The following is a 26,986-nucleotide window of genomic DNA, read 5'->3' as shown; positions in this document are numbered from 1 at the left end:
GTGTGACTGACAAGAATCCGATGCAGGAGCTGGCTTGCCAGCGATGGCGGATTTACTGGATCAGCGCGGTATCCAGTACTTTGGAAGACTCGCCCAGCACGCTCTCGCTGAGCTGCACGAACGCCTTGGTGTCAACGCTATCCAAGCGCATCGCCCCGCGCAACACATCATCCAGCGAACGCTTGTTGCGTGTCTTCAGGCGGATTTCGCGATCCAGTTCCTGTAGCAGCACCACCGCCTTTGAAACCTGCGCCGGGCTGAGCTGTTCACCACGCAAAGTGCTGACGTTCTGACTGTTATTGCTCAACCGCTCCTGCAGGCTCTGATACCGCTCGTCACTCATGCCACCGGCACGGCGTATCAGCTCGATGGCGTAATACTCGGCAAACCCTTCGCTGATCCAGTCACTGCGCTGCGTATCGTTGATCCGTCCGAAAACCTGGGCCAACTCACGCACCAAGGCACTGGTGCCGCTTTCGCTGACCAGTGGCAGGCGGCTGTTCAGGTAGATCGACTCGTGCGCCGCCAGGCTGCCGCGCCACATCGGATCGTTGGCGCCGACAATCAGCAGTTTGGCAGGATGACGAGGGAACACGGCTTGCACTTGCGGCCAGACAAAGGTCAGCAGCGTCAGCACATCCATGCGGCGCATGCCCTGGCCCCGGGGTGAGGCCACGGTGACTTCGGTTTCACCCAGTCGGGTGCGACGACTGCCAAGGTGCCCGGCAAGCATCCAGCCGGTCGGCCGGTCAAACAGTCGCGACACGTTGTCGATGCGGAACTTGTTCTTGCCGATCCGCGGCCAGGCGGTTTCAACGCTTTTCCAGCCGCTGGGCAATTCGAATTCAAGGCGCGAAATCAGCTCGATGCCATCCTGCTGATCGAGTTTGGCGGCAGGCACCAGATCGTCGCCGCGCATCAATGCCCAGGTGGGGGTCATGCGCGTGTCGAAGCTGCCACTCTTGCGCCCATGGCTGATGCGTACGCGGTAGGTCAGGCTGGCCTTGTCGGCGGCCGGACGCCAGACACCACGGGCTTGTTTGCCAGGGGTGAGCTGCCATTGGCCGTCGGCCTTGAAATCGCTGTAGTGGCTGCCGTCGCCGAGGTCGAAGTCCAGGCTGCGTACCGCCGAGCCCTGGGCCAGCGTCAGCCGTACCTCGGCCTGATCACTTTGCGGCAACAGGCGCACGTGATAATCCAGATCGACTTTCTTCCCCGCCGCCCACGCGGGCGAACTCAGGGTCAGCAACCCTATGACCAACGCCCGCCGCCATCCCACAGCCATACACCCTCCTAGTGTGGCGAGCGAGCTTGCTCGCGCCGGGCTGCGAAACAGCCCCATCTTTTTTGTAATCACCGTCAATTTTGTGAGCACTTGCACCCAAGCGCGAGCAAGCTCCCTCGCCACCATCAACCCGCGCGGAAAATCAGATGATCTTCCCAATCATCCTCGGCCACGGTGCCTTCGGCGAGCATGCGTCCGGACTGGGAAATGCGTTCATGGTGCACCGCGTCACGGTCCCCGCAAACCAGGTGATGCCACAGCGGCAAATCCTTGCCCTCGCTGACCAGGCGATAACCGCAAGTCGGCGGCAGCCATTTGAATTCGTCGGCCTTGCCCGGGGTGAGCTGGATGCAGTCCGGCACGAAGTCACGACGGTTGGGATAGTTGGTGCACTGGCAGGTTTTCAGGTCCAGCAGTTTGCAGGCAATGCGCGTGTAATAGACGCTGTTGTCGTCTTCATCTTCAAGCTTTTGCAGGCAGCACAGGCCACAGCCGTCGCACAGCGATTCCCATTCCTCTTGATCCAGTTGATCGAGGGTTTTGCGTATCCAGAACGGTTCGACTTTGGCGGCCATGGCTCAAGCATCTACATCAGGTGATGAAAAGGCCGCCAGTCTAGTGCCGCGAGGCTCGTCGGCCAAGCGTTGGCGACTGTCGGTAGAACGCGCTTGTCAGTCTTTGCGCCGCCGAGTAGGGTTCTGCGTCGCCTTACACTTTAAAACTTAGCAAGGAATCTGTTGATGAGTGCCAACCCACGCGTTGCCGACTATGCCATCCACCCTCAATTCACCGATCGCTGGTCGCCGCGCGCCTTCACCGGCGAAGCCATTCCCGAAGAAACGCTGCTGAGCTTTTTCGAAGCCGCGCGCTGGGCACCGTCGGCGTACAACTCGCAACCCTGGCGCTTTCTCTACGCACGTCGCGATACGCCGAACTGGGAGCGTTACCTGGGCCTGCTCAACGAGTTCAACCGCAGTTGGGCGCAACACGCCTCGGCCCTGGTGATCGTGGTATCGAAGACCACCTTCACCGCGCCAGGCGCCACCGAAGAAACCCCCGCCCTGTGGCACACCTTCGACACGGGTTCGGCCTGGGGCCACCTGGCGCTGCAAGCGAGTATCAGCGGCTGGCATACCCACGGCATGGCCGGTTTCGATCAGGCGCTGACCCGCAAGGAGCTGAACATTCCGGAAGGCTACGCGCTGCACGCGGCCGTGGCGATTGGCAAGCTGGGGGACAAGGCGACACTGGCGGACTACCTGCAAGCCCGCGAAGAGCCGAGTCCGCGCCGTCCTTTGAGCGAGCTGGCGGCTGAAGGTGATTTCACCCTCTAAGAACAGCAACCCCCTGTGGGAGCAAGCTCGCTCTCACAGGTTTTGCCCAATATTCAAGTATGCGGTGGGTTCAATACCCGCGATTGAAATCCACTTCCCCGCGCAACGCCTCTCCGGCCTGATAAGCCCGCAAGTTCTCGACAAACAGCTTCACCATCAATGATGGCGAGGTCGGTGCCGAGCTGTGGCCGGTCAGCAACAGGCCCCAGGCCGTCCAGAATGGGTGGCGCTGTGGCAATGGCTCCTGACGGCAGACATCGATCACGGCGCCCACCAGATGCCCTTCTTTCAACGCTTCCACCAGGTCCGCATCGACCACCGCCACACCGCGCCCGACGTTGATGAACAAACCGGTCGGCTTGAACTGTTTGAACAACGCGGCGTTGTAAATATCGTGGGTACTGGGTGTATTGGGCAGCAGGTTGATCACGTAATCGACTTCACCAACCAGACGCGGCAAATCGTCGAGCGAACCGACCTCGATAAACGGTGCCTGCTCGCGGGCTGAGCTGGCGATGCCGTACAGCTCGACACCAAACGGCAGCAGGAACTGCGCCACCGTCTGGCCGATATCACCGGTGCCGACGATCAACACCTTGCGTCCCGCCAGGCTTTGGCCATGGCGACTGTCCCACTTACGCTCGACCTGACTGACCAATCGCGCCAGCACCTCCCGCTCGTGACCGAGCATGTAGGTGAGCACATACTCAGCCATGACTTGGCCGAAAATCCCCACCGCACGCGTCAGGCGATAATGCCGAGGCAAGCCGTCGGCCAACAACGGCGTGATACCCGCCCAGGTCGATTGCAGCCATTGCGGCTGATGACCTTGACGCAGCAGCGTCGCCAGCAGATCGGGTTGTCCGAGCCAGACTGGACAGTCGGCAGCCTGGCGGGCCAGTTCGGCGGAATCGCCGCTGGTCATCACTTCCAGGTCGGGTGCCGCTTCGCGCAGCAGTCGGGCGTACACAGGGTGGTCGTGTTCAGCAATCAGAACGCGCATGCTTCAACCTTTCAAAAAAACGCTGCCGACGACCGCCGACAGGTTTTCGCTGCGTCGACGCGGCCATCGCCAAAATCATTCCAGTGTTTCAAAAGGCTCTGAACAGAGCCTGTCTGCCGATTAAATTGGGTCGTTGCGGCGCAGCAACTCTTCGGGCAAGTGCTCGATGTACTCGTCTTCGGCTGGCGGCATTTGCAGGTGATAGCCTTGCTTTTCGAGGTTTTCCAGCACCACGGTGATGTCCTCGCGGGACAGTTTGCGCTCCGGGGTCAGCACCAGGTCGAAGGCGTGGATGGCTTTGCCAAAGGCAATCATCAACGGCTCGGGCACACGCTCCAGAGCATCGCTCTTGAGCACATACAGGTACATTTCGTTTCTTTTCGAGCTGCGGTAGATGGAGCAAATACGTTTCAAGGCTGTTCTCCGGCGGTGGCCAGGCTGTCAAGCAGCGCCTGGCCCATCAATTCGCGGCGCCAGCCACGCAGCGAATCAGGCAATTGGTAGGGACCATTGGGGAAGCCGCTCTTGAGCAGCGCTTCCAGGGTTTTCTTGCGCAGCATCAGCTCCGGCGCGATGTCGAGGCGCTCGGCCTCGGCCTGGCCGATGGCTTTCATCTGTTTGAGCAACGCGGCGGCATCCACTGGCAGCGGCTCGGGTACGGCGGGCGGCCATTGATCTGGCGACACACTGCCAGAGCGCTTGATCAGATCAAGCAGAAATTCGCCGTCCTGACGCACGGTACGCGGGTGCATGTCTTCGATCTTTGCCAGCGCACCGAGGTTGTCCGGCTGGGTACGCGCCAGTGGCCATAGCGAATGCTCGCGGATAATGCGGTTGCGCGGCAGGTCACGGGCACGGGCTTCTTTCTCGCGCCAGGCGCAGAGCTCACGCAACACGGCCAGTTGCGCGCGGGACAGCTTCCAGGCCAGTTTGGCGTCGCGATAGACCTCATACGGATCAATCTCGCGGCGCAGGTTGGCCACCAGTTCGGCACCGTCTTCCAGGACCCAGGCGTATTTGTCGTCGGAAAGTTTCGGACGAAGCTTCACGAACACTTCGGCCAGGTGCACGGCGTCTTCGGCGGCATAGCTGATCTGGGTATCGGAAAGCGGACGTTGCAACCAGTCAGAACGGGTCTCGCCCTTGGGCAGGTCGATGCCGAGCACTTCCTGCACCAAACGCGAATAACCCATGGAGAAACCCAGGTTCAGGTAAGCGGCAGCCAGCTGGGTATCGAACAATGGCGTCGGCAGGCTGCCGGTCAGCCGCAGCAGGACTTCGAGGTCTTCACTGCAGGCATGGACGACCTTGAGCACCGCCGGGTTCTCCAGCAGTGCGGCCAGGGGCTGCCAGTTATCGATGGTCAGCGGATCTATCAGGTAAGCGCGTACGCCATCGCCCACCTGCAGCAGGCCCGCGATGGGATAGAAGGTGTCGACCCGCATGAATTCGGTGTCGAGGGCAACGTATGGCAACTGCTGCCACTCGGTGCAAAACCGACCGAGGCTATCGTTGTCGCGAATCCAGTGAATATCGATGGCCACACGGCTCTCCCTTGAAGAATGGCGCGCAGTATATATCGCCCCCGGCGATTTCCGCGCATCCACTGAACAAGAGCATTAGCGAAAATACCTGCCGGATAGAAAGAATAGTCCGACAAAGGTGGGCTAGCCGGCCTTGCGCAGTACATAAACCCGCATCGGCGCGAAGCCTGGCAGGAAGTCCTGATGACTGAGTATGCAAAAACCCGCTTGCTTGAACTCGGCTTCCACTTCGGCCTTGCTGACCAGCGGACGGGCTGTAAGCCCCTCCCCGTCTGTACGGCGACCCTTGAAGCGGCCGCTGACCCGCACGGCGACAATCACGGTATCGCGCCCGACCCGGTGAAACTCGCGCAGCAGCGCCAGACGATGCTCGGAGCAGGCAATATGCTGAAACAGAAGCATGCAACAAATGCAGTCGACCGCATTCTCCGGCAAGCCAATGCTGAACGCCGAGCTTTGAAACGTCCTTATCCGCTTCAGCAGGCTCTGCGGATGGTGGGTGCGGGCATGATCGAGAATGTCCTGGGACGGATCGGCGGCGAGGATCACCCGATTCGCGTGCTCGGCCAGCACTGACCAGAAGCGCCCGACACCGCACGCCACGTCAAGGATCAGGCCAGGCTCGCCAGCGACCTTGAGCGCATTGCGAACCAGTCGCTCTTCACGCCAGAACCCCAGACGCCCGGCCAGGCCCTGCGCCCGCGGCTGCAGACAGGCACGGGCGTGTTCCTGGTCGTAGCGCCGGGCGAACTCGAGTTCGATGGCGGATGGGGGCTGAGCGGACATGTGCATTGGCTCTTGATCGTGGTTTTACCGGCCGCCGTTGAGCGGCCGCTGCATGAAAAAAAGGTCCCGCTACTCTTTGGCCAACACTCCGTCTTTCACCGCGCCACGGCATCCGGCAAACATATCCAGATCCGGGTCATAAGTCTTGCTGTTGACCTGCAGCAGACCCAACATTGAATGGAACAGGTTGTCCTGGCTCAGGGGTTTATCACGACCCTGTTGCAGGCAATGGGCGTCTACCGAAAACGACTTCTGGTAGCTATCGGAGAACCAGGCCAGCATCGCGACATGCTTCTGTTGTTCCGGCGCCAACATGTAAGGCGTGCCATGGAGGAACAAGTTGTATTCGCCCAGGGATTCGCCGTGGTCCGACAGATAAAGCATGGCGGTATCCACTTTCTGCTGGTTGCTGCGCAACAGATCGATCAAGGTCGACAACACATGGTCGGTATACACCAGCGTGTTGTCGTAGCCATTGACGATGCTTTCGCGACTGCAGTTGTTCAGCGCATTGCTTTCACAGACAGGCGTGAAGCGTTCGAATTCTTTCGGGTAACGCTTGAAGTATTCCGGACCGTGACTCCCCATCTGGTGCAAGACCAACACCGTGTCTTTGCTCAAGGTGTCGATGAAGTGCTGCAGGCCTTGCAAGAGGATTTCATCTCGACATTCGCTGTTGGCGCACAGTACCGGGTCTTTCAGGTCACTGACATCGTCGAGCGTGACCCGATCGCAAGTGCCTTTGCAGCCGGACTGATTGTCGCGCCAGATCACATCCAGACCCGCCCGCTTGAGCACGTCCAGCAGGCCTTCCTGGTTCTTGGCCTTGCTGGCGTCGTAATTATCGCGCCCCATGTTGGAAAACATGCAAGGCACCGACACAGCGGTTTCAGTGCCACAGGAATGCACATCGGTAAATGCAATCAGACCCGCCTCTTTGTTGAGCTTGGGGGTCGTGTCGCGGTTATAACCAAGAATGCCGAAGTTTTCCGCCCGGGCACTTTCGCCCACCACCAGCACAGTCAGGGACTTACGGTCATGGGCTTGCCAGGCCGGATTTCGCTGGGCATCTTCAGCGATTTTGACAAAGGGTTGCTGGACAGACGCAACCTGCTCACGCAAGTAACCGAACGAAGCACCCACGTAGTTGCTCGGCACCACCATCAGGCGCAACTCATGGTGGTTGCGAAACAACGATGACAGGCCTTGATAGTTGACCAGCGCAACGCCGCCGATAACCGCTGCCGACGCCACACCCACCAACACCTTACTGAGAAGCTCACGGTGCCAGGGGCGGTAGCTGACAGGGGTTTTCCACAAAAGGAACGAGGGCAAAACACCCAGCAGCAGGATGTAAACCAGCAATTTCAGCGACAGTAAATCACGCACTTCCGTGGCATTCGTCTCGGCGAAATTACGAAACATGCCGGCATCGATCAAGACGCCATATTGACTCATGAAATAAGCCACGCCTGCACTGACCATGAACAGCAGGGTCAGAATCGGTTTCAGGACGGGTCGGAAAGCCACCAGGCTCAGGACAATGTTGAAGGCTGCGAGGATCATCGCCCCGAAGGCAACGCGTATGACCATGCCCTTGCCATCAGCCGCGGTGATGTCGAACAGGTGTTGCCACAAAACAAAATTGAAGGCTACTAATAAAAAGGCACTGGCAATCAATGTCACCCACTCAGGGCGCACGGCTTTAATCTTCAACATGGGGGGGGTCGGCTGTTCCTGAAAAGAAAGGCCTCGGCAAATGTGAAAATCTTCCATTTACCGCGACGGCGTAAACTTTAGACTGTCGTCCATCAATTTTTTGTGAAATGAAGCTAATTGACGGCTGGCTTCAGGTATCCGACAGAAACCTTTGACTTATTTGAGAACCGTTCAGCATTTATTCAGCTGTGTTCAGACCCGGGTCAAACACCACCGCCTGTCATCCTCGCCGGTTGCGCCGATGAACTGTCGGCATCGAAGGCCGATCAGCATTATTTAAATTTTAGATATGTCTCCGGACTTTCTGATTTGCGGCCTGCAGATCGCTCGCGCCTAATCGGCGTGTTGCTTATCAGGGCCGGCTTATGGAAAACCTTCGCTCAACCTCCCTTCCTTCCCCATCAGCGTGCCGGCGTCCCGACTGCACTCATGCAAGACACCGGGTATTTGACCGCCGGGCTCTCGCCGCTGATGGTCCGGCGCTTCAATCCTTTGCATGACGGTCGACACTTTCAATGACTTGGAGCTCCCCATGAATCGCACCGGATTCGCCACCGCTCACGCTGGCATGCTGCTTTGGGCATTATTGATCGCTGCATCGTTTTCCGCTGCGGCGCAGGTCAGCCAGGCCATAGACCCGATCCTGCTCACCGGTTTACGCCTGCTGTTTTGTGCGCTGGTATTTTTCCCCTTGCTGCTGTTCAAGGGCGATAGCGCCATGACCGTCCGCGGGCTGCTTGGTCACGGCGTACTCGGCTTGCTGCTCGCGGTGTATTTCGGTTCGCTGTTCGAGGCGCTGCGTTATACCTCGGCCGTCAACACCGGAACGATGTTTACCCTGGTGCCGCTGCTGACCCTGGGTTTCGAGGCGCTGCTCATGCCCGACAGCCACCTGAAACAACGACTGTGGCCGATGCTGATCGCCGCTGCCGGAGCCGCGCTCCTGGTGATGAAAGGCACGGGCCCCGATGAGCTGCCGTCGGTGTACGCGCTGTCGGTATACGGCGTCGGTTGCCTGGCAATGGCGCTCTACTCGCCCCTCAGCCAGCGACTCAAAACCGGTAGCCTAAAGGGACGTGGCCCTGTGGCCATGACCTTCTGGAACATGCTGTTCGGCGCAGCGTTCCTGCTGACGTTCTGTGGGTTCAGCGGCGGCTGGCGTTCGACATCATTGCTGACAGTGACGGATGTCTACTGGCTCGTGTACCTGGCACTGTTTGCCACCCTGGCGACATTCTGGTTGTTGCATCGGGCCATTGGTGTGATCGCGCCGTCCTCCGTCATTTCCTACATTTACCTGAGCACACTGCTCATCACCCTGTTTCACTGGCTCTGGGGGCGTCAGTCGCCGTTGCCCCTGGAAGCACTGGGCGCCGTCATGGTCGGGGCCGGCATGCTTGCGCTGTTAAGGTCCAGCCGACGCGCAACACCTGTGAGCGTTGGACGTTGAAAATTTTCGGGACATTCTCCTTGCACGTTCATTGCGCTAGGATCGCTCGCACAGGTTTACGCACAAGCAGCGCCAGACGAGCCGCAAGAGGCAAGGAATGCTCAACAGCAACGTGCTAAGAAAGCTCGACATGCAGGACCTCATGGTGTTCGTTGCCGTGTACGAGCAAAACAGCGTCACCGGGGTTTCCGAGGCATTGTGCGTCAGCCAGTCCACCGTGAGTTATTGCCTGAAGAAACTGCGCAACGGGTTCACCGACGAGCTGTTCATCAATACCCGCAGCGGCATGCGCCCCACATTCAAGGCCAGCACCATGTACCCCCACGTGCTGAAGATCCTCGAAAGCATCAATCTGTGTCACGCCGGGGCACCCGCGTTCAATCCAGCCTTGCATCCGGCGACCTTCAACATTTGCGCGCCGGAATACTTCGAACAGTTGATCCTGCCGAATCTGCTGAAGAACTTCGCTTTCGCTGACCTCGCGGTGATGATCAACATGCACAAGCTCGAAACCGACATCCCGGCCGAGGCACTGCGCGACGGCAGCCTTGATCTGGTGATGGGTTTCGGCCCGAACTTTCATCGCAGCCACGGCGACTTCATTACGCGAACGCTGCTGGAGGACGATCTGGTCTGCGTCTTCGATAAATGCGCTACACCGGCAGAGGCGCGCCTGAGCCTGCAAGCCTTCGTCGAACGCCGGCATGTGTTCCCGACACCATGGACTTCGACCACCAACATGGTCGACGGCTGGCTGTCACAGCAGGCGCGCCAACGGCACATTGTGGCGCGGGCCAATAGTTACAGCGCGGCGCTGAAAATGATCACCGGCACCGACTTCGTCCTGACGTTGCCCCGGCGCATCCAGCGATTGCTGGCCGATGAAGCAGCCTTCAATCACCGTGAAGCGCCGGAGGGCCTGCCGGGCTTCACGCTCGACATGCACTGGAGTCAAAAGGTCGATCAGGACAGCGCCAACACCTGGTTGCGCGAACAAGTGCTCATGGCCTGCACCGATCCGCAAGGGGCCTGAAACTCAGGCGCCGATGGCGGTTTTCGCGTAGGAATCGCGGTCAATGTCGAGGATTTCCACACATAACTGGACTTCAACGCCCGCCGGCCATTCACATAGATCTTTCACCACCGTCAGCAGGCTTTCGGACAACTGCTGCTTGATCTGAGGCGAACGCCCGCTCAGCACCGCCAGCTTCACATGCACGAACGCCCGCTCGGCCATTGCGGTACCGACCTTGAATGTCTCGACCTTCACCGCGCGACTCTTGATGTCGAACTCGGCAGCAAACTGACCGGAACCCACCAGCGTGTTGTTGAGCCGTATCAATGCCACATCGGCGTTCAGCTCGGGGAGGTTGGCGGTGTATTCCAGGTGCAGGTGAGGCATGGCGTTACTCCTGTAAGTTGGCGCAAAAATCATACATATAACACAGAGCTGTCCCGCTCAATGAGGTAGCGATTGCAGATTGCGCTGCCCCATGAACGACTCCAGACGGGAACGCAACCAGCGCTCAGCAGGGTCGCTGTCGGCATGACTGAGCCAGACCATGGACAGGTCAAGGGTCGGCGTCTTGAACGGAAAGGGTTCCTTGAACAACTGCCCGGTCGCGGCCATGGCCTCGGCCGCGTAATCCGGCAGGCTGGCAATCAGATCGGTCCCGGCAAGCAACGCCGGCAACGAACTGTACTGCGGCACCGAAAGCACCACTTGGCGCGTACGACCAATCTGCGCCAGCCACTCATCGGCGAAACCGCTGACGTTGGCGATGTGGGACACCAGCACATGCGGACGAGAACAATATTCATCGAGGGTCAGCGGCGTATCGGAGGCATCGGCACGTAGCACGCAAGGCTGGATGTGTCGCAGCAGCTTGCGTTTGGCATTGGCCGGCAGGTCACGCGTCTGGGTGATGCCGACCGTGACATCGCCGGACGCCAGCAAGTCGGGAATCCGCCAGTAATCGACATTCTGCACCACGAACACCACATTCGGCGCTTCCTGGCGCAATGCACGCAGCAGCGGCGGCAACAGACCGAACTCGACGTCGTCCGACATGCCGATTCGAAAGGTCATGGTGCTGCTGCCGGGGTCAAAATCGTGGGTCAGGCTCAACGCCACCGACAATGAATCAAGCGCCGGCGACAAGTGCCGAAAGATTTCTCCGGCTCGCGCCGTCGGCTCCATGCGATGCCCGACGCGAATGAACAACGGATCGTTGAACATCGTACGCAAGCGATTGAGCGCCGAACTGATGGTTGGCTGGCCGAGAAACAACTTCTTCGCCACCTTGGTGACATTGCGCTCGATCATCAGCGCCTCGAACACCACCATCAGGTTGATGTCGGCCTTGCGTAGTTCGTTGCGATTCATCCATTGACCCTGCGCCCATTCACTGTTGACAGTTTAGGGAGGTGGCGTAAGCGGCGTCTATGCGACTGATGAGAATCACCTGGCTACTTTGCGTTAATTGCAAATGCGCAGGGGGTAACAACAATCGGGCTCGATAACTTTTCAGACGTCTCAAGACCGAGGAGAAATGCCCCGACTCACCGGTCAGTGCTCACTCATCACCTCAAAGGAGTACCGGTTTCTACCCGCACTCTTTGCTTTATACATCGCATGATCGGCATGCTGGATCAGAGCGCCAATGTCGTTGCCGTCCCGTGGAAACATGCTCACGCCCATGCTGGCATGGATGTTCACCCCTCTTCCGTCGATCAACAGCGGCAGCTGAAAACAGACATGCAGTTTCTCCAGCAAAGCGACTATCTTGCGAGGATCCTGGACATCCTCAAAGAACATCACGAACTCATCGCCCCCCAGGCGCGCCACGTTATCGCGGGCCTCACTGGCTGAACTGAGCAGCTTGGCCACCGCTTGCAGCACCTGGTCACCAAAGCGGTGGCCCCACTGATCATTCACCTCCTTGAAATGATCCAGATCGACAAACAGCAAAGCCATTTTCTGACCGCTCTGCCGTGCACTGATCAGGGCCTGTTCCAGCCGCTCGAAGCACATCCGTCGATTGGGCAGCCCGGTCAGCGAATCGTGGCGAGCCAGATGTTCGAACGCAGCACGACTGTGGGTGAGATCCTTGAGCTGGGTCAGAATTTCCTCTTTCATCGCACGAAAGCTGCGTGCCAGTACGCCCAGTTCGTCTTGCCGAGGTGGCAGCTCGCTGATTTTCCGCTCCCGGGAAAACAACTCGACCGCTTCGGTCATGTTACGCAGGGGACGAATCAGCGCGCGGGACGCAACAAACGCCACCAGCAATGCCAACAGGCTGAAGAACACGGCAATTTGTGCAATATAGCCACCGGCTCGCGATGCTTGCGCCAGCACATGACTTTGCAGCTGCCCAAGGCCAAGAATGATAAACGGCTCGGATGTTTCGGAGTTGTTGGCTAGCCGCACAAAAGCCGCGACCAGACCATCCTGTTGATTTTGCTCGACGCTGCGACTGATCAAGCTGTTCGGGCCGCTCGGATCAAGGAGTCGGGACACCTCGGAAAACTCGTCTTGCAGAAACAGTCGGCGGCCCTGGTCGAAACCGAAGGTCCGCCGATGATCTGGATGAATCAACAAGTCGCCCCAACGATTACTGAGATAAACCTGATATTCATCCGGCAGATCGCTTTGCAGTTGGCTGAACAACTGATCCAGATCGACGTTGATGACCAGCAGCCCGAATACTTTTCCGTTAGCGTCGGCCACGGGCGTTGAAACATGCAGCGTCGGTTTGCCCAGCCCGGAATGCGCACCTTGCTCGTGATTGATGACAATCGGCGAAATGCGCACATCGCCCGAAGCCAGCTTCAACGCCTCGAACACATAGGCAAAATGCCCCTTCTCTTGCAGATCAGCGCCACTGACCCTGACGATACGATCGCCGTCCCGATCCTGGCGAACCCATTCCAGCCCATGATCAGAGGCGCTGATCAAGCGAATCTGCATGTAATCGGGATGCGCCAGCAACATCGCACGGAACAATGCGGCCAGATCATCCTGCACATGACTGCGTTGCGCGGGGTCGCTGATATTTGCCAGTTGCTGTACGTGCGCACCGTTAGTCAACACGGCGGCATCCAGAGAAATATTGCGCAAACTGCTTTGCAGATTACGCCCGAGCACCTGAACCGCCGCTTGCAAATCGCGCTCGGCAGCCTGAAGCAATAATTCGCGACTGCTGTTATAGATGTAGTAGCCCGCGAGGGCCGTGGGCAACATGCCAAACACGGCCATCAAACAGCCAAGCTTGAAGGCGATGCCGAACCTCATTGCTGCACCGACGGCGGACGCTCGCCAGAAACGATACGTTGCCAAAGTTCGGTGCGGCGTTTGTCGTCTTCAACGGGACGTAGCCAGATCAAGCGACTTGAGGAACCTCCCTCATTCGGCTCTTGCAGCGTGTTAGGCAGCCCCTGACGTTCAGTGAGAAGGTTGCTGACCCCGGGTTCGAGCATGTAATTGATCCAGACGTTGGCCAGTACCGGATCACGCGCGCCACGACTGATTGCCCAGCAATCAAGCCAGGCCAGCGCGCCTTCGCGGGGGATCACATAACCCACGTCGATTCCCGCGTCCCGCAACTGCTTGAGTTGCTGGCGTCCATAGTTGGCAAACAGAAGCGCCACGTTATGCCGGCGAAACAACTCCGCGGCTTCCTCCGGTAGCGAGTAGAACGTCAACACGTTACGGCGCAGTGCAATCAATTGCTCGGACACACGCGGAAAATCGGCCGCCTCTATCCGAAACGGATCGCCGCCCAACGACAGGCTGGCCAAGGAAAAATTATGGTTGCTGGTATTGAACGCCAACACGCTGCCCTGAAACTTCGGGTCCCACATGCTGCTGATGGACTCGGGCGGCTGACTGAACTGTTTGCGATCGTAGATCAGCCCCATGTCCGACCAGACGTAGGGAATGGCATAGATGCGACCGTCGACCACTACATCGGGGATTCTTGAATAATCGCGAAACCGTGGGAGCTGACGCGAAGTATTGGCAATGCGTTCGGGGCGAAGCGGCTGCAGTAACCCTTGATCGGCGTAGTAGTGAACTTCCGCCGTATTGGCGGCGATCACATCAAAATTACCGCCCTGGTTTTCCGTCATCTTGCTTCGAAGCACTTCATCGCTACCGACCATGGTGACTTCGACTTTAACGTTGAAGCGTTTCTCGAAGCCAGCGACTACATCACTGTCGGCATACCCGGGCCAGGCGAGCACACGCAAAGTGTGCTCGTCGGCCTGCACCGGCAGTGATAGAAAAAAGATGAGAGGCATGACCCACAACGGGCACCGGTAACTCATGAAGACTGCCCACAGGATGCAATATTGCCACTATACATAGGGCAGTGAGCCGGTGTTTGGCAACCTTTTCGAGCAGGCAGCGCCTTCGGTCGAAAACGTTGTGCTGATCAAGACTGTCCAATCAGCTTGAAACGAGATCGCAGCCTGTCTGCAGAACGAAATGTCAGAAACGAAAAAGCCCCTGAAATGTTTGACCATTTCAGGGGCTTCGTCTTGTTCAATAATGGCGGAGAGATAGGGATTCGAACCCTAGGTACCGGTGAAGGTACAACGGATTTCGAATCCGTCCCATTCGGCCACTCTGGCATCTCTCCAACGGCGCGCATCATAACAACACTTTTGCCGGAAGCGAACCCCCTAAGCGAAATTTTTCCGTGCTATCAGATGCTTGCGTCGGTTAAAGCGGTACGCCCAGACGATTGGCGACTTCTTCGTAGGCTTCGATAACGTCACCGAGGCCCTGACGGAAGCGGTCCTTGTCCATTTTCTTGCCGGTCGCCTTGTCCCACAGACGGCAGCCGTCCGGGCTGAATTCGTCACCCAGAACGATGGAACCGTCGTGGAACACGCCGAATTCGAGTTTGAAGTCGACCAGCAGCAGGCCGGCGTCATCGAACAATTTGCTCAGGACTTCGTTGACCTTGAGCGACAGTTCTTTCATGCGAACCAGTTGCTCGGCCGTGCCCCAGCCGAATGCCACGACGTGGGATTCGTTGATGAACGGGTCACCCTTGGCGTCGTCCTTGAGGAACAGTTCGAAGGTGTAAGGGTTGAGCTTCATGCCTTCTTCGACGCCCAGGCGCTTGACCAGGCTGCCGGCGGCGTAGTTACGCACGACGCACTCGACCGGGATCATGTCCAGCTTCTTCACCAGGCACTCGTTGTCGCCCAGGAGCTTGTCGAACTGGGTCGGCACGCCGGCGGCTTCGAGTTTCTGCATGATGAAGGCGTTGAACTTGTTGTTCACCATGCCTTTGCGGTCGAGCTGTTCGATGCGCTTGCCGTCGAACGCCGAGGTGTCGTTACGAAACAACAGGATCAAACGGTTAGCGTCGTCGGTCTTGTAAACCGACTTGGCTTTGCCGCGGTAGAGTTCTTCACGTTTTTCCATGATGGGCTCCGCTTGCTAAGTAGATGGGCTAGGCGATGTGTCGCCAGTCGAGCCCTGAATCTTGATCGGCCAATTGCAGCCAGTCCGGGTCGCACCCTAGGGTGTCGACAAAACATTGCCGGGCCAGCTGCGGCAGGTTGTTCTTGCTGCTCAGATGGGCCAGGACCAGGTGTTGCAGGCCTTGCCAGCCCAACTCGGCCACCAGGAATGCCGCCTGATGGTTGTTCAAATGTCCCAGTTCGCCGCCCACCCGCTGCTTCAGAAAGTACGGGTAATGACCGCGAGCCAGCATGTCACGGCAATGGTTGGCCTCGATCATCAATGCATCGAGATCCCGATAACCGTCCAGCACCCTGTTGCAGTATGACCCCAGGTCGGTCAACAGGCCGAATCGCCGTTCACCGTCACTGAAGACGTACTGCGTCGGTTCCTGTGCATCGTGGGCCACGGCAATGACACCAATGCTCAAGTCGCCGATCCGCAGTTGCTCGCCGCCCGCCAGAAAGCCTGCGGGTTCAATCGGCTTGCGCATCCCGCGCAAGGTCCCGCGACTCAGGTAGACAGGCAGATTGTAGCGCCGAGACAGCAAACCCACGCCATGCACGTGGTCGGCATGTTCGTGGGTCACGAGTATCGCGCTCAGCTGCGCAGGGTACACACCCAGGCGCAGCAGGCGTTTTTCGGTTTCCCGCAGGGAGAAACCACAATCCACCAGCACGTATGTATCAGCACTGGCTACCAGCGTGCCGTTCCCCTGGCTACCGCTGCCGAGAACGGCAAAACGCATGTGATCAGCCCAAGTTGTCCTGAATCACGCTCAACACTTTGCGCGCTACATCAGCAGGCGCCACGGTGTTGATGTTTTTCTCGACGGTGACCTGAACGCTTTCACCCACCTTGCTCAGGCGAACCTGATAACGCTCGGCACGGGCTTCAACTTCTTCCTTGCTCGACTTGCCGCCGAACAGTCCGCTGAAGAACCCTGGCTTGTCGTCTTTCTTCTCGGCTTTTTCAGCCAGGTTGATGTAGTACAGGCCTAGGCTGCGGTTGATGTCTTCCACGCGCCATTCGCCGTGCTCCAGGGCGCGGCCGACGCTTGACCAGGCACGATCCAGGTCGGAACCAACGTTCAGGACAGGGTTGCCGCTGCCGTCCACATTCAGGCTGACACGACCAGGTGCGTCGAAGTCACGGGAGGCCAGCATGGACACCGAACCACCCTTCTCCGAGATGCGGCTCATGCTCGCGAGCATGTCATCGACCAATGCCGCGTCCAGGCCGGTGTTGACCGAACGGTTGGTGAAGGCGACGTCGGCGGTACTGCCGGCAGGACGCTCGGCGGTCACCACATAGACTTCACTGGTGTTGCGCTGCACACCCGGCTCGATACGTACCCGGGCACGGATTTCGCTGTCAGAAGCGACACCGGCTGCGCTCAGGCGCTTGGCCATGGCTGCGGAAAGTTCGTCGGAATGCTGCCAGGTGGTGGTGAACTCACCGGTTTGCGGGCGCTGCTCGTCCAGGCGGAAACCGTTGTCCTGGAAGAATTGCACAGCCGCTGGCCAGGCTTCGGCCGGCTGGTTTTGCGCGAGGATCCAGCGCGAGTCACCGCTCTTTTGCAGGGAGTAGGCACTGGCGTCGGCAGCGACCGATAGCGGTTGTGGACGAGGAACGACGTACTCGCCCTTGACGGTTTCATCAGCCACGTTACGCGGGATCGGCAACAGCGGGTCAAGGCGCTTGGCGGTGCTGATATCCGGCGGCATTTGCATCGGTGCAGTCTGTTGCGCGCCCAGGTAATCGCTACCACGGTCACGGAAATAACCTTCCGGGCCCCAGACCCATCCGCAGCCACTGGTGCTGGAGATAATCAAGGCAAGTGCGGAAAGTCCGGCCATTCGCTTCATGCGTTGTACTTCCTCAATTAAACCAGGACGCCGGACTGGCGCATGGCCTGCCGCAGCGGTTCGTGACATTCGGCGCTGAGCCAGGTGAGCGGCAGACGGATACCGTCCGGCATCAGTCCCATTTCATGCAGCGCCCATTTCACGGGAATAGGGTTGGATTCGATAAACAGGGTTTTATTGAGCGGCATCAGCTTTTCATGGATGGCCCGGGCTTTCTCGGCCTCACCATTCAGAGCAGCGATGCACAGGTCGGCCATGTCGCGCGGAGCGACGTTGGCGGTCACCGAAATATTGCCCTTGCCGCCCAGCAGGATCAGCTCGACCGCGGTGGCATCGTCACCGGAGATCACCAGGAAATCGCTGCTGACGCCGTCGATGATGGCTTTGGCACGCTTGAGGTCGCCGGTGGCTTCCTTGATGCCGATGATGTTCTTGACGGTCGACAGGCGGATCACGGTTTCAGCCTGCATGTCGCAAGCGGTGCGACCCGGCACGTTATAGAGGATCTGCGGGATGTCGACGGCTTCGGCAATCGCCTTGAAGTGCTGGTACAGGCCTTCCTGGGTCGGCTTGTTGTAGTACGGCGTGACCAGCAGGCAGGCATCGGCGCCGGCGGTCTTCGCATTGGTGGTCAGCTCGATGGCTTCGCGGGTCGAGTTGGCACCGGTACCGGCGATCACCGGAATGCGGCCATTGACCTGCTTCACTACGCGACGGATGACTTCGATGTGTTCGTTCACATCAAGAGTGGCCGATTCACCTGTTGTGCCAACCGCCACGATGGCGTGGGTGCCGTTTTGCAGGTGAAAGTCCACCAGTTTGCTCAGACTGTCCCAGTCGAGACGACCCTGCGCATCCATGGGTGTGACCAGTGCCACCATACTGCCCGCAATCATGCAACCGCTCCTGCCGGAAAAAGAGAGCGGTAATGGTACTGGCGCCAAGATGCTTGTACAAGCGAAGTACTGCGCTGCCGCCATTCCCCTTGGCGCTGCTTTTCGCTACCCTTCAGACTTTGATCGATACTGACAAGCTCGTACGTCGGGTTTCTGCCTCGATTTTCGGCATCACAAGCCCTGATCCAGCGTTGCCGCCCCTCGCTCCTGCCATTGAGGAGCACGTTGCAAGCTGCGCCTCGGGTTTTCCGAATACGCTTGCGCAGGCTAGCCTCGACAAAACAAGCCGACAGAAGTATCGACCGCTCATCGCTTTAGGAATGCTGCATGTCCACCCCCACAGTTCGCGAACAATTCCTTGTCATCAGTGCCCTTGGCGCCAACCCCATGGAGCTGACTAACGTCCTGTGCCGCGCCAGCCATGAAAACCGCTGCGCCGTGGTCACCTCTCGCCTGACACGCCACGGCGAGTGCAGTGCGCTGGTCCTTGAAGTCTCCGGCAGCTGGGACGCCCTGGCACGCCTGGAAGGCAGCCTGCCCGTGCTGGCCAAACGGCACGCCTTCACCGTCAATGTTGTGCGCAGCGCAGCCCTGGAGAATCGTCCGCAGGCCTTGCCCTACGTCGCCTACGTCAGTTCGGCCTATCGCTCGGACATCGTCAACGAGTTGTGCCAGTTCTTCATGGATCACAACGTTGAGCTGGAGAACCTGACCTGCGACACCTATCAGGCTCCGCAGACCGGCGGCACCATGCTCAATGCCACGTTTACCGTGACCTTGCCGGCCGGCGTGCAAATCAGTTGGCTACGCGATCAGTTCCTGGATTTTGCAGACGCGCTGAACCTGGACGCCCTGATCGAACCGTGGCGCCCACAAAACCCAATGTAAGGAAGCTTTCATGGCCGTTGCTATCGACCAACCGGTTGCCGATTTCGAAGCACCCGCCACCAGCGGGCAGACCGTCAGCCTCGCTGCGCTCAAAGGCAAGCAAGTGGTGATCTACTTCTATCCGAAGGACAGCACGCCAGGCTGCACTACCCAGGGCCAGGGCTTTCGCGATCAGCTCGAAGCCTTTAAAGCCGCCAACACCGAAGTGTTCGGCGTATCGCGCGACAGCCTGAAGTCCCACGAAAACTTCAAGGCCAAGCAGGCATTCACCTTCGAGCTGATCAGCGACAAGGAAGAAGCGCTTTGCCAGCAGTTCGACGTGATCAAGCTGAAAAAGCTCTACGGCAAGGAATACATGGGCGTGGATCGCAGCACGTTCCTGATCGACAAGGACGGCGTGCTACGTCAGGAATGGCGTGGCGTGAAGGTGCCGGGGCATGTTGATGCGGTGTTGGCTGCCGCTCAGGCCCTCAACAAAGCCTGATTTCCCCAGCGTCTGTTCGGATGCCTTCGCGGGCAAGCCCGCTCCCACATGAGACTCTGTCAGCCTTTACAGCTCGGTCAACTGCAGGAGCGGGCTTGCCCGCGAAGAGGTTATCAGCCCCGAATCAAGGCCGAGCGTTATAACAATGGTGCCACCTCGGGCTCCTTGCGCGGCCAGGCATCCAGCACAGCCTTGAACAGCGTCGCCAGGGGTATCGCAAAAAACACCCCCCAAAAGCCCCACAAGCCACCGAACAACAGCACCGCGCAAATGATCGCCACCGGGTGCAGGTTGACCGCTTCCGAGAACAACAACGGCACCAGCACGTTTCCGTCCAGGACCTGGATAATGCCGTAAACCGCCATCAGATAGATGAACTGATCGCTCCAGCCCCACTGGAACAGCGCAATCAACAGCACCGGCACGGTCACCACCACCGCACCGACGTAGGGCACCACCACCGAGATGCCCACCAGCAGCGCCAGCAGCGCCGCGTAGTTGAGCCCCAACACGACGAAACCGATGTAGGTCGCGCCACCGCAGATGAAGATCTCGATGACCTTGCCGCGAATGTAGTTGGCGATTTGTCGGTTCATCACATGCGCGACGCGGGTAATCAGCGCCCGTTCACGGGGCAAATAACCGCGCACCCACCGACCAATCATTTCGCGGTCCTTGAGGAAGAAAAACACCAGAATCGGCACCAGCACCAGATAGATCATGATGTTCACCAACAGCGGCAGACTCGACAGCGAGAACGTCAGCGCCCACTGGCCGAACTTGCCAATCTCGCCCCGCGCCACGTCGATGGCCTGCAGCACCTGCTCGTCTGAGACCAGATGGGGATAGCGTTCCGGTAGCAGCAGCAACAGCGACTGCCACTTCGCGAGCATTCCCGGCAGCTCGTTGAACAACGTGATCAACTGATGCCAGAGCAACGGCACCACGACCACGATAAATACCAGCAACACTCCCATGAACAACGCAAAGACCAACCCCACCGCGACCCCGCCAGGTACACGCACGCGTTCAAGGGTAACCACCAGTCCCTGCATCAGATACGCCAGCACCATCCCGGCCAGCACGGGCGCAAGCATGCCGCCCAATGTGAGCACGGCGGTGAACGCCAGAAACAACAGAACGGCGAGAACCACGGCTTCTTCATCGGAGAAGTAGCGCTGAATCCAGTCGCGTAACACCTTGAACATTAATAATCCTTAAGAACAAACGCCGCAGGTTTCAGGCTTTTTTCAACCAGTACTGGTAAACGCCCGCTTCATCCTCTTCGCGGAGCAGCGTATGACCGGCCAATCGGGCAAAGGTGCGGAAATCGCGCTGTGACCCCGCATCAGTGGCAATCACCTTGAGCACGGTACCGCTGGCCATCCGGTTGAGCTCCATCTTGGCCTTGAGCAACGGCAACGGGCAATTCAAGCCACTGGCGTCCAGTTCAACGTCATGGGCTACAGCGTCGGTCATTGCGTTACTCCGGATCAGGTAGTTGAGTCGCCTAGAATATCTGGTCGCAGCGCCAGTGTCCGGCTACAGTAAGGTCTTTGTCGACTAAGGCTTTGTGCATGACATTTTTGCGCCCTACCCTGCTGACGCTCGCTTGCCTGCTTGCCTCGCCAGGCTTCGCCGACGACCTGCCGTCACTCGGTGATGCCAGCTCTGCCATTGTCTCGCCACAGCAGGAATACCAGTTGGGCCGTGCATGGCTGGCGCTTTTGCGTAGCCAGGTATCGCAGCTCAATGACCCGCAGCTCAAGGACTACGTCGAATCCAGCGTCTACCGACTGGTCGAGACCAGCCAGGTCAATGATCGGCGCCTGGAATTCATCCTGATCAACAGCCCCCAGCTCAACGCCTTCGCCGCCCCGGGCGGGATTGTCGGGGTGAACGGCGGCCTGTTCCTCAACGCCCAGACCGAAGGTGAATACGCCTCCGTACTGGCTCACGAATTGGCTCACTTGTCGCAACGTCACTTTGCCCGTGGTGTTGAGGCCCAGCAACGCATGCAAGTTCCCATGATGGCCGCCCTGCTGGCAGGTATCGTGATTGCCGCGGCCGGTGCCGGCGACGCAGGTATCGCGGCCATCGCAGGTACGCAGGCCGCCGCGATTCAGGAACAGCGACGGTTCTCCCGCCAGAACGAGCAGGAAGCCGACCGTATCGGCATCCTCAATCTTGAAAAAGCCGGTTACGACCCACGCTCGATGCCCACCATGTTCGAGCGTTTGGGCCGTCAGTACCGTTACGACGCCAAGCCACCGGAATTCCTTCTGACTCACCCGGTCACCGAATCACGGATCGCCGACACCCGCAACCGTGCCGAACAGGCGCCGAAAGGTGGTATCGAAGACAGCCTGCGCTATCAACTGATTCGAGCACGGGTCCAGTTGTTCTACGAAGAAACCCCTGGCCTGGGTGCCAAGCGATTCCGCGCCGAACTGGATGAAAACCCGAAAAGCGATGTCGCTCGCTACGGCCTGGCCATCGCCCAGATCAAGGGTGGCCAGCTGAACGAAGCCAGGGAAAATCTCAAACCACTGCTGGCCAAGTCGCCGAACGAGATCATTTATAACCTCGCTCAGATCGATCTGGACATCACCAACAATCGATTGCCGGATGCGCAAGCACGGGTTGACCGGTTACTGACGCAGTACCCCGGCAATTACCCGCTGAATCAGGTGCGCGTCGACTTGCTACTGAAGCAGAACCGTACCGCCGACGCCGAAAAGGCACTCGAAGGCCTGCTCAAGTCACGCCCGAACGACCCGGACGTGTGGTATCAGGTTGCCGAGACGCGCGGCCTGTCAGGCAACATCATCGGCCTGCACCAGGCGCGCGCCGAGTACTTCGCGCTGGTGGGCGACTATCGGCAAGCCATTCAGCAACTGGATTTTGCCAAGCGCAAGGCTGGCAACAACTTCCCGCTTTCGTCACGAATCGATGCACGTCAACGCGAGCTGATGGAGCAGGAACGCATGATCAAGGACATGATGGGCTAAGGACTCAAAAAACGTCGGACACAAAAAAATCCGCCTCTTTCGAGGCGGTTTTTTATTCAGCCAACAACCGGATTATTCAGCCAGTTTGAAGGTGATGAAGCTGGCACGCCCCTGACGTAGAACCCGCATCGACACCGAACGGTTCTTCGGCAACGATTTGGCGATCTCCGTGAATTGCTTGGTCGATTCGATGGCCTGATTGTTCAGGTGAGTAATGACGTCTCCTGGCTGCAAGCCGATCATCGAAGCAGGACCGTCCTGGACTTCCTTGATCACCACACCGCCTTTGAGGTCGTAGGTTTTTTTCTGCTCATCGGTCAGCTCGACCACAGAAACACCCAGGCGATTGCTGCTACGCTCAACGCCGGATTTAGACAAGCTGTCCAACTCTTTACCTTCCTCCGGAATGGCACCGACAGTCAGTTCGACGTTCTGGCGCTTACCGTCGCGGATCACCTCCAGCTTAGCCTTGGAGCCAGCTTTCAACGCGCCCACAAGGTGCGGCAGATCGGCAGACATGACGATCGGTTGACCGTTCATGCTCAGGATAACGTCACCGACTTGCAGGCCACCCTTGGCAGCCGGGCCGTCATCCTGGATCTGGGCAACCAGCGCACCGGCCGGCTTCTCCAGACCGAACGATTCGGCCAGATCCTTGTTCACTTCCTGAATCACGACACCCAACCAGCCGCGGCTGACTTTGCCGCCGCTTTTCAGCTGATTGGACACATCCATGGCCACATCGATGGGAATGGCGAACGAAACGCCCATGAAGCCACCGGAGCGGGTATAGATCTGCGAGTTGATCCCGACCACTTCACCATTGAGGTTGAACAGCGGTCCACCGGAGTTACCCGGGTTGATCGGCACGTCGGTCTGAATGAACGGCACATAGTTTTCGTTCGGCAGGCTACGGCCAACGGCACTGACGATGCCTTGGGTCACGGTGTGGTCAAAGCCGAATGGCGAACCGATTGCCACGACCCACTGCCCGGCTTTCAAGTCCTGGGATTTGCCCAGCTTCAAGACCGGCAGATCCTTGCCTTCAACTTTCAGCAGCGCCACGTCGGAACGTGGGTCGGTACCGATCAGTTTGGCTTTCATTTCGCTGCGATCGGCGAGACGCACGACAATTTCGTCAGCATCGGCGATCACATGATTGTTGGTGAGGATGTAGCCATCAGGCGAAATGATGAAACCCGAACCCAGGGATTGGGCTTCACGCTGGCGATCGCCCCGCGGTGAACGAGGCTGCTGCGGCATGCCTCGCTCGAAAAACTCGCGAAGCGCCGGCGGCAAACCTTCCAGGTCAGGCATATCCTGGATCGACACTTTGCGGTCCGGCAGTTTTTGCGTGGTACTGATGTTGACCACCGCAGGCGAGGCCTGTTCGACCAGTTGCGTGAAATCAGGCAATTCGACCGCTTGAGCGGCGACCGCCTGACCGAGCACCAGCACGGTGGCAATAATGGAGAGGTAAGACTTCAAGCGTGGTATCGACATACGGCTCCCGTTACGACGAGCATGGTTAAGCGATATGGATCAAGGAACACCGAGAAAGATACGCCGGTATCTTTGTTCCGGGAACAACAAACAAGGCCAGAGCCGAGGGCTCTGACTTAAGAAAAATTCACTGGATTTTGCAAATTGAAATGTTCACGAAACATTTCGATCTCAGCTTACTGCTTGGTTGTGGCAGCGTCAGCGCGCATGGAAAGCGCAATCCGTTCAGCAGTGCCTATCGGAATTTCGCCCACTACCGTGACCATCATCTCGCCTTGCGCAGTGGTCAGACGTCGGGACACAGCAACGGTTGGCCCCAGCTGAATACGGGTGTCGGTGACGACAGCGCCATTCAAAGGCTCCAAAAACACCGAAAAGCGAGCCAGACCATCGTCATACATCAGGCTGCTGACCTGTGTCTTGGTCTCAGGATCCTTGCGCGCCGAACTGCTGGTCAGTTCAAAACCGGGTGGCAACCAATCCGAATGCCAGGTTTGAGCGGCCTTGACCGCGGAGGACTTGTCACTCTCGAGGTTGACCGCCTTGCAATCGGCGCCAGGCTGCAGATCACCCTCTGACGGGACAGTGGTGGTATCGAGTCGCGTAAACTGGAATCGCTCGAGCAACTGCCCTTTGTCATTGAGCAGCAACGATTTGAGCGGCAACCCGGTTTCCTTGTCCAGATGCAGTTCAAAACCGTAGCGATGCTGATCGCGAGGCGTCAGCGAAACAATCACGGCCGATCGCCCGGCCACGCGCGATTTGCCGATAACGGCAAGGTCATACCAATTCTTGAGCTTTTGTGGATCGATTACGCGGGCGGCCGAGTTGGGGGTATCCCCAAGCCCTGCGATCAGGGTGCCGCTTACGCATTGCGTATGCCCGTCAACGCGCACAACCTCCTGCGCGGAGCCATCGAGCTGAAGCAGACGCTCGTGGACCTTGCCCTCCTGGACGCGGTGCCAGATGTTGTGGGTAGAAAAACTACCGTTACGCTCGTAGACAAAAGTACCTTGAAAGCTTTGCTGCTGCTCGGCCTGACCAAGACGGGTCAACCAGTCCTGGGCTTCATCGGCATGGGCTGGAACAACGAACCAGCCACCCAGCAGAAGCGTAAGTAAAGGTATGGCGCGCATGATCCTCCTTAACGGTTTTCCAGGCTCGCTGCACGAGCGTAAGGCAGAGCGCTCTCAGTACCTTTCAGTGCAGCCTGTTGAGCATGTTGGCGCAAGTAGCCCGGCAGACGTTGATCGTGCCAGCCTGGCTGACCTTGCAGTACGCCATTGGCCATGGGACCGGTGGCATCCGAACTCTCATTGTAGCCTGCCAAAACAGCCGGGCCTTTTACTTGCGGAGCAACCAGGCTTTGTTGGCTGGATTGCTGAGCCAGTTCTACCCCGGCGATCTCGTCCTGATTGTAAAGACGAACACCCGCCAGTACGGCAAGGGTCACCGAAGCGGCTACCGCCAGACGTCCCAGGCTGCGCCATGGACCACGGGAGACTTTTGCCGGTACGGCTTCGTCAGCCAGAGCAGCAGATACCGCCGCAGCGATGTCCAGACGTGGAAGCAGCAGGTCCTTGTGCATCACTGCCCGAGCGATCTGATAACGAGCCCAGGTTTCACGGGTTTCGACATCGTCACAGGCATTCAATACCCGACGTAACTCCAGCTCGTCCGCTTCGTTATCCATCACTGCGGACAGCGATTCCTGCAGGGCTTCACGACTCATGGCGTTCCTCTCTTGGCTGTCGCCGCTGTCTTTAGTTTTCCTGCAACAATGGCTGCAGGGCTTTATCGATGGCCTCCCGAGCGCGGAAAATCCGGGAGCGCACGGTGCCTACCGGACACTGCATGACGCTCGCAATGTCCTCGTAACTCAGACCATCAAATTCACGTAAAGTTAACGCCGTACGCAAATCTTCTGGCAGTTGCTGAATGGTTCGATGGACGGTGCCTTCGATCTCATCCCGCAGCAAAGCTCGTTCTGGCGACTCGAGATCCTTGAGGCCATGATCGCCATCGTAGAACTCTGCATCCTCGGAACTGACATCGCTATCCGGCGGCCGACGGCCGCGTGAAACCAGATAGTTTTTCGCCGTGTTGATGGCGATGCGGTAAAGCCACGTGTAAAACGCGCTGTCTCCGCGAAAATTTCCAAGCGCACGGTACGCCTTGATAAAGGCTTCCTGTGCCACATCCTGGGCTTCATGGGTGTCGTGCACAAAACGCACGATCAACCCGAGAATTTTGTGCTGGTATTTCAGCACTAACAGATCGAATGCACGCTTGTCACCGCGCTGAACGCGTTCGACCAGCTGCTGATCCTCTTCCTGGGTTAGCATGAACACTCCTCGATAAGCTTGGAGGAGGCTTGCAAAACTAAACGACCGGACTTGCAAACATAGACTCGGGCTTTTCGCAAAAGTTCTCCCCCTCCAGGCAAGTTTCCTGCGGGCACTGATTCGGCACGCACGAAAAGCGCAGCGCGAGATGACCCGGCTGCGCAAATAATCTTGTCATCGGATTCGCTGGCAAGGATCCAACTGCTGACCCTGCGCGGACGCCGACACTGTCCCTTGATTCAGGCAACCGTCTATTGATATTGGGCCTTTGGCAAAAGTTCCAAATATTTATAGCCGTGCCAAACCGACATTGTGCAACCGTGAAGAGAAAAAGACTGTTAAATCCACGATACAGTCCACATGTTGGCGAATCGTCAGAAAAAACATCCGAC

Annotated in this window: 28 protein-coding genes and 1 tRNA gene; 7 read left to right on the top strand and 22 right to left on the bottom strand. The window is 58.4% G+C overall.

The annotated features are described in order from the left end of the window. Positions 1-52 precede the first annotated feature (52 nt). Positions 53-1,285 carry a hypothetical protein gene (locus ACVWYU_RS17635; protein ID WP_457373272.1) on the bottom strand — a complete coding sequence of 411 codons (1,233 nt, stop codon included), beginning with the start codon at positions 1,283-1,285 and terminating at the stop codon, positions 53-55. A 125-nt stretch (positions 1,286-1,410) separates the two neighbouring features. Then, on the bottom strand, positions 1,411-1,860 hold the full coding sequence (locus ACVWYU_RS17630; RefSeq protein WP_248915745.1) for a YcgN family cysteine cluster protein: 450 nt from the start codon (positions 1,858-1,860) through the stop codon (positions 1,411-1,413). A 165-nt stretch (positions 1,861-2,025) separates the two neighbouring features. On the opposite strand from ACVWYU_RS17630, the gene ACVWYU_RS17625 reads away from it, so the two are divergent. After that, positions 2,026-2,619 carry a nitroreductase family protein gene (locus tag ACVWYU_RS17625; protein ID WP_090317499.1) on the top strand — a complete coding sequence of 198 codons (594 nt, stop codon included), beginning with the start codon at positions 2,026-2,028 and terminating at the stop codon, positions 2,617-2,619. Positions 2,620-2,689: 70 nt separating this feature from the next. On the opposite strand, the gene ACVWYU_RS17620 is transcribed toward ACVWYU_RS17625, so the two are convergent. From ACVWYU_RS17620 to ACVWYU_RS17600, 5 genes are all read right to left on the bottom strand, one after another. Further along, positions 2,690-3,622: a D-2-hydroxyacid dehydrogenase gene (locus ACVWYU_RS17620; protein WP_090317495.1), complete on the bottom strand. Its 933-nt coding sequence runs from the start codon at positions 3,620-3,622 to the stop codon at positions 2,690-2,692. A 120-nt stretch (positions 3,623-3,742) separates the two neighbouring features. Next, a complete protein-coding gene (locus tag ACVWYU_RS17615) occupies positions 3,743-4,036 on the bottom strand; it encodes a YcgL domain-containing protein (protein ID WP_090317492.1) in 294 nt (97 codons plus the stop codon). After that, positions 4,033-5,166 (bottom strand): ribonuclease D, encoded by a 1,134-nt coding sequence (gene rnd, locus ACVWYU_RS17610; protein ID WP_247254732.1) that lies wholly within the window; start codon positions 5,164-5,166, stop codon positions 4,033-4,035. Before rnd ends, ACVWYU_RS17615 begins: the two co-directional genes overlap by 4 nt. A gap of 123 nt (positions 5,167-5,289) precedes the next feature. Further along, a complete protein-coding gene (locus ACVWYU_RS17605) occupies positions 5,290-5,952 on the bottom strand; it encodes a class I SAM-dependent methyltransferase (protein WP_247254733.1) in 663 nt (220 codons plus the stop codon). A 69-nt stretch (positions 5,953-6,021) separates the two neighbouring features. Next, positions 6,022-7,671 (bottom strand): phosphoethanolamine transferase, encoded by a 1,650-nt coding sequence (locus ACVWYU_RS17600; RefSeq protein ID WP_390959349.1) that lies wholly within the window; start codon positions 7,669-7,671, stop codon positions 6,022-6,024. Positions 7,672-7,788: 117 nt separating this feature from the next. Here ACVWYU_RS17600 and ACVWYU_RS17595 point away from each other — a divergent pair, with 117 nt between their 5' ends. The 3 genes from ACVWYU_RS17595 to ACVWYU_RS17585 all read left to right on the top strand — a co-directional run bounded on the left by ACVWYU_RS17595 (position 7,789) and on the right by ACVWYU_RS17585 (position 10,154). Next, positions 7,789-8,190: a hypothetical protein gene (locus ACVWYU_RS17595; RefSeq protein WP_457373271.1), complete on the top strand. Its 402-nt coding sequence runs from the start codon at positions 7,789-7,791 to the stop codon at positions 8,188-8,190. Between the two features lie 13 nt (positions 8,191-8,203). After that, positions 8,204-9,121 carry a DMT family transporter gene (locus tag ACVWYU_RS17590; RefSeq protein WP_457373270.1) on the top strand — a complete coding sequence of 306 codons (918 nt, stop codon included), beginning with the start codon at positions 8,204-8,206 and terminating at the stop codon, positions 9,119-9,121. A 97-nt stretch (positions 9,122-9,218) separates the two neighbouring features. Beyond that, a complete protein-coding gene (locus ACVWYU_RS17585; RefSeq protein ID WP_457373269.1) occupies positions 9,219-10,154 on the top strand; it encodes a LysR family transcriptional regulator in 936 nt (311 codons plus the stop codon). 3 nt (positions 10,155-10,157) lie between these two features. Here ACVWYU_RS17585 and ACVWYU_RS17580 read toward each other — a convergent pair whose 3' ends face one another. The 9 genes from ACVWYU_RS17580 to dapA form a co-directional block, all read right to left on the bottom strand. Continuing rightward, positions 10,158-10,523 (bottom strand): 5-carboxymethyl-2-hydroxymuconate Delta-isomerase, encoded by a 366-nt coding sequence (locus tag ACVWYU_RS17580; protein WP_457373268.1) that lies wholly within the window; start codon positions 10,521-10,523, stop codon positions 10,158-10,160. A 57-nt stretch (positions 10,524-10,580) separates the two neighbouring features. Further along, entirely contained in the window at positions 10,581-11,507 is a 927-nt protein-coding gene (locus ACVWYU_RS17575) for a LysR substrate-binding domain-containing protein (protein WP_090317473.1), read from the bottom strand. A 183-nt stretch (positions 11,508-11,690) separates the two neighbouring features. After that, positions 11,691-13,415, bottom strand: a complete 1,725-nt coding sequence (locus tag ACVWYU_RS17570) for a diguanylate cyclase domain-containing protein (protein WP_457373267.1) — start codon at positions 13,413-13,415, stop codon at positions 11,691-11,693. Then, a complete protein-coding gene (locus ACVWYU_RS17565; RefSeq protein WP_457373266.1) occupies positions 13,412-14,422 on the bottom strand; it encodes an ABC transporter substrate-binding protein in 1,011 nt (336 codons plus the stop codon). The genes ACVWYU_RS17570 and ACVWYU_RS17565 overlap by 4 nt, the downstream gene beginning before the upstream one ends. A gap of 251 nt (positions 14,423-14,673) precedes the next feature. Further along, a tRNA-Ser gene (locus tag ACVWYU_RS17560) sits at positions 14,674-14,763 on the bottom strand. Between the two features lie 83 nt (positions 14,764-14,846). Next, on the bottom strand, positions 14,847-15,560 hold the full coding sequence (gene purC, locus ACVWYU_RS17555; RefSeq protein WP_007944067.1) for a phosphoribosylaminoimidazolesuccinocarboxamide synthase: 714 nt from the start codon (positions 15,558-15,560) through the stop codon (positions 14,847-14,849). A 28-nt stretch (positions 15,561-15,588) separates the two neighbouring features. Beyond that, a complete protein-coding gene (locus ACVWYU_RS17550; RefSeq protein ID WP_457373265.1) occupies positions 15,589-16,347 on the bottom strand; it encodes an MBL fold metallo-hydrolase in 759 nt (252 codons plus the stop codon). Between the two features lie 4 nt (positions 16,348-16,351). Continuing rightward, complete coding sequence (gene bamC, locus ACVWYU_RS17545; RefSeq protein ID WP_390959254.1) at positions 16,352-17,467, bottom strand: outer membrane protein assembly factor BamC; 1,116 nt, start codon at positions 17,465-17,467, stop codon at positions 16,352-16,354. Positions 17,468-17,484: 17 nt separating this feature from the next. Continuing rightward, positions 17,485-18,363 carry a 4-hydroxy-tetrahydrodipicolinate synthase gene (gene dapA, locus ACVWYU_RS17540; RefSeq protein ID WP_090317459.1) on the bottom strand — a complete coding sequence of 293 codons (879 nt, stop codon included), beginning with the start codon at positions 18,361-18,363 and terminating at the stop codon, positions 17,485-17,487. Positions 18,364-18,690: 327 nt separating this feature from the next. Between dapA and ACVWYU_RS17535 the strand changes: the two genes are divergently transcribed. Both ACVWYU_RS17535 and ACVWYU_RS17530 read left to right on the top strand, forming a co-directional pair. Further along, entirely contained in the window at positions 18,691-19,251 is a 561-nt protein-coding gene (locus ACVWYU_RS17535; protein WP_090317454.1) for a glycine cleavage system protein R, read from the top strand. Positions 19,252-19,261: 10 nt separating this feature from the next. Continuing rightward, the gene (locus ACVWYU_RS17530; protein ID WP_090317451.1) at positions 19,262-19,735 is read left to right on the top strand and encodes a peroxiredoxin; all 474 of its coding nucleotides are present in this window, start codon (positions 19,262-19,264) and stop codon (positions 19,733-19,735) included. Positions 19,736-19,872: 137 nt separating this feature from the next. Here ACVWYU_RS17530 and ACVWYU_RS17525 read toward each other — a convergent pair whose 3' ends face one another. Continuing rightward, a complete protein-coding gene (locus tag ACVWYU_RS17525) occupies positions 19,873-20,943 on the bottom strand; it encodes an AI-2E family transporter (protein ID WP_390959250.1) in 1,071 nt (356 codons plus the stop codon). Between the two features lie 31 nt (positions 20,944-20,974). Then, positions 20,975-21,214, bottom strand: coding sequence for a sulfurtransferase TusA family protein (locus ACVWYU_RS17520; protein ID WP_390959248.1), 240 nt, complete (start codon positions 21,212-21,214; stop codon positions 20,975-20,977). Between the two features lie 98 nt (positions 21,215-21,312). Here ACVWYU_RS17520 and ACVWYU_RS17515 point away from each other — a divergent pair, with 98 nt between their 5' ends. Beyond that, positions 21,313-22,746, top strand: coding sequence for a M48 family metalloprotease (locus ACVWYU_RS17515; protein WP_090317441.1), 1,434 nt, complete (start codon positions 21,313-21,315; stop codon positions 22,744-22,746). A 72-nt stretch (positions 22,747-22,818) separates the two neighbouring features. Here the strand turns inward: ACVWYU_RS17515 and ACVWYU_RS17510 are convergent, their stop codons facing one another. The 4 genes from ACVWYU_RS17510 to rpoE form a co-directional block, all read right to left on the bottom strand. After that, complete coding sequence (locus ACVWYU_RS17510; RefSeq protein WP_090317439.1) at positions 22,819-24,249, bottom strand: DegQ family serine endoprotease; 1,431 nt, start codon at positions 24,247-24,249, stop codon at positions 22,819-22,821. A 176-nt stretch (positions 24,250-24,425) separates the two neighbouring features. Then, positions 24,426-25,385, bottom strand: coding sequence for a MucB/RseB C-terminal domain-containing protein (locus ACVWYU_RS17505; protein WP_457373264.1), 960 nt, complete (start codon positions 25,383-25,385; stop codon positions 24,426-24,428). Between the two features lie 8 nt (positions 25,386-25,393). Further along, entirely contained in the window at positions 25,394-25,981 is a 588-nt protein-coding gene (locus ACVWYU_RS17500; RefSeq protein WP_247254744.1) for a sigma-E factor negative regulatory protein, read from the bottom strand. Positions 25,982-26,012: 31 nt separating this feature from the next. Further along, positions 26,013-26,594 (bottom strand): RNA polymerase sigma factor RpoE, encoded by a 582-nt coding sequence (gene rpoE / locus ACVWYU_RS17495; protein ID WP_003172477.1) that lies wholly within the window; start codon positions 26,592-26,594, stop codon positions 26,013-26,015. Between the last annotated feature and the right edge of the window lie 392 nt (positions 26,595-26,986).

It is taken from the genome of Pseudomonas sp. TE12234 (assembly GCF_054061835.1).
The sequence above is the reverse complement of the archived record's forward strand: the minus strand, read 5'-3'. Positions and strand labels throughout refer to the sequence as shown.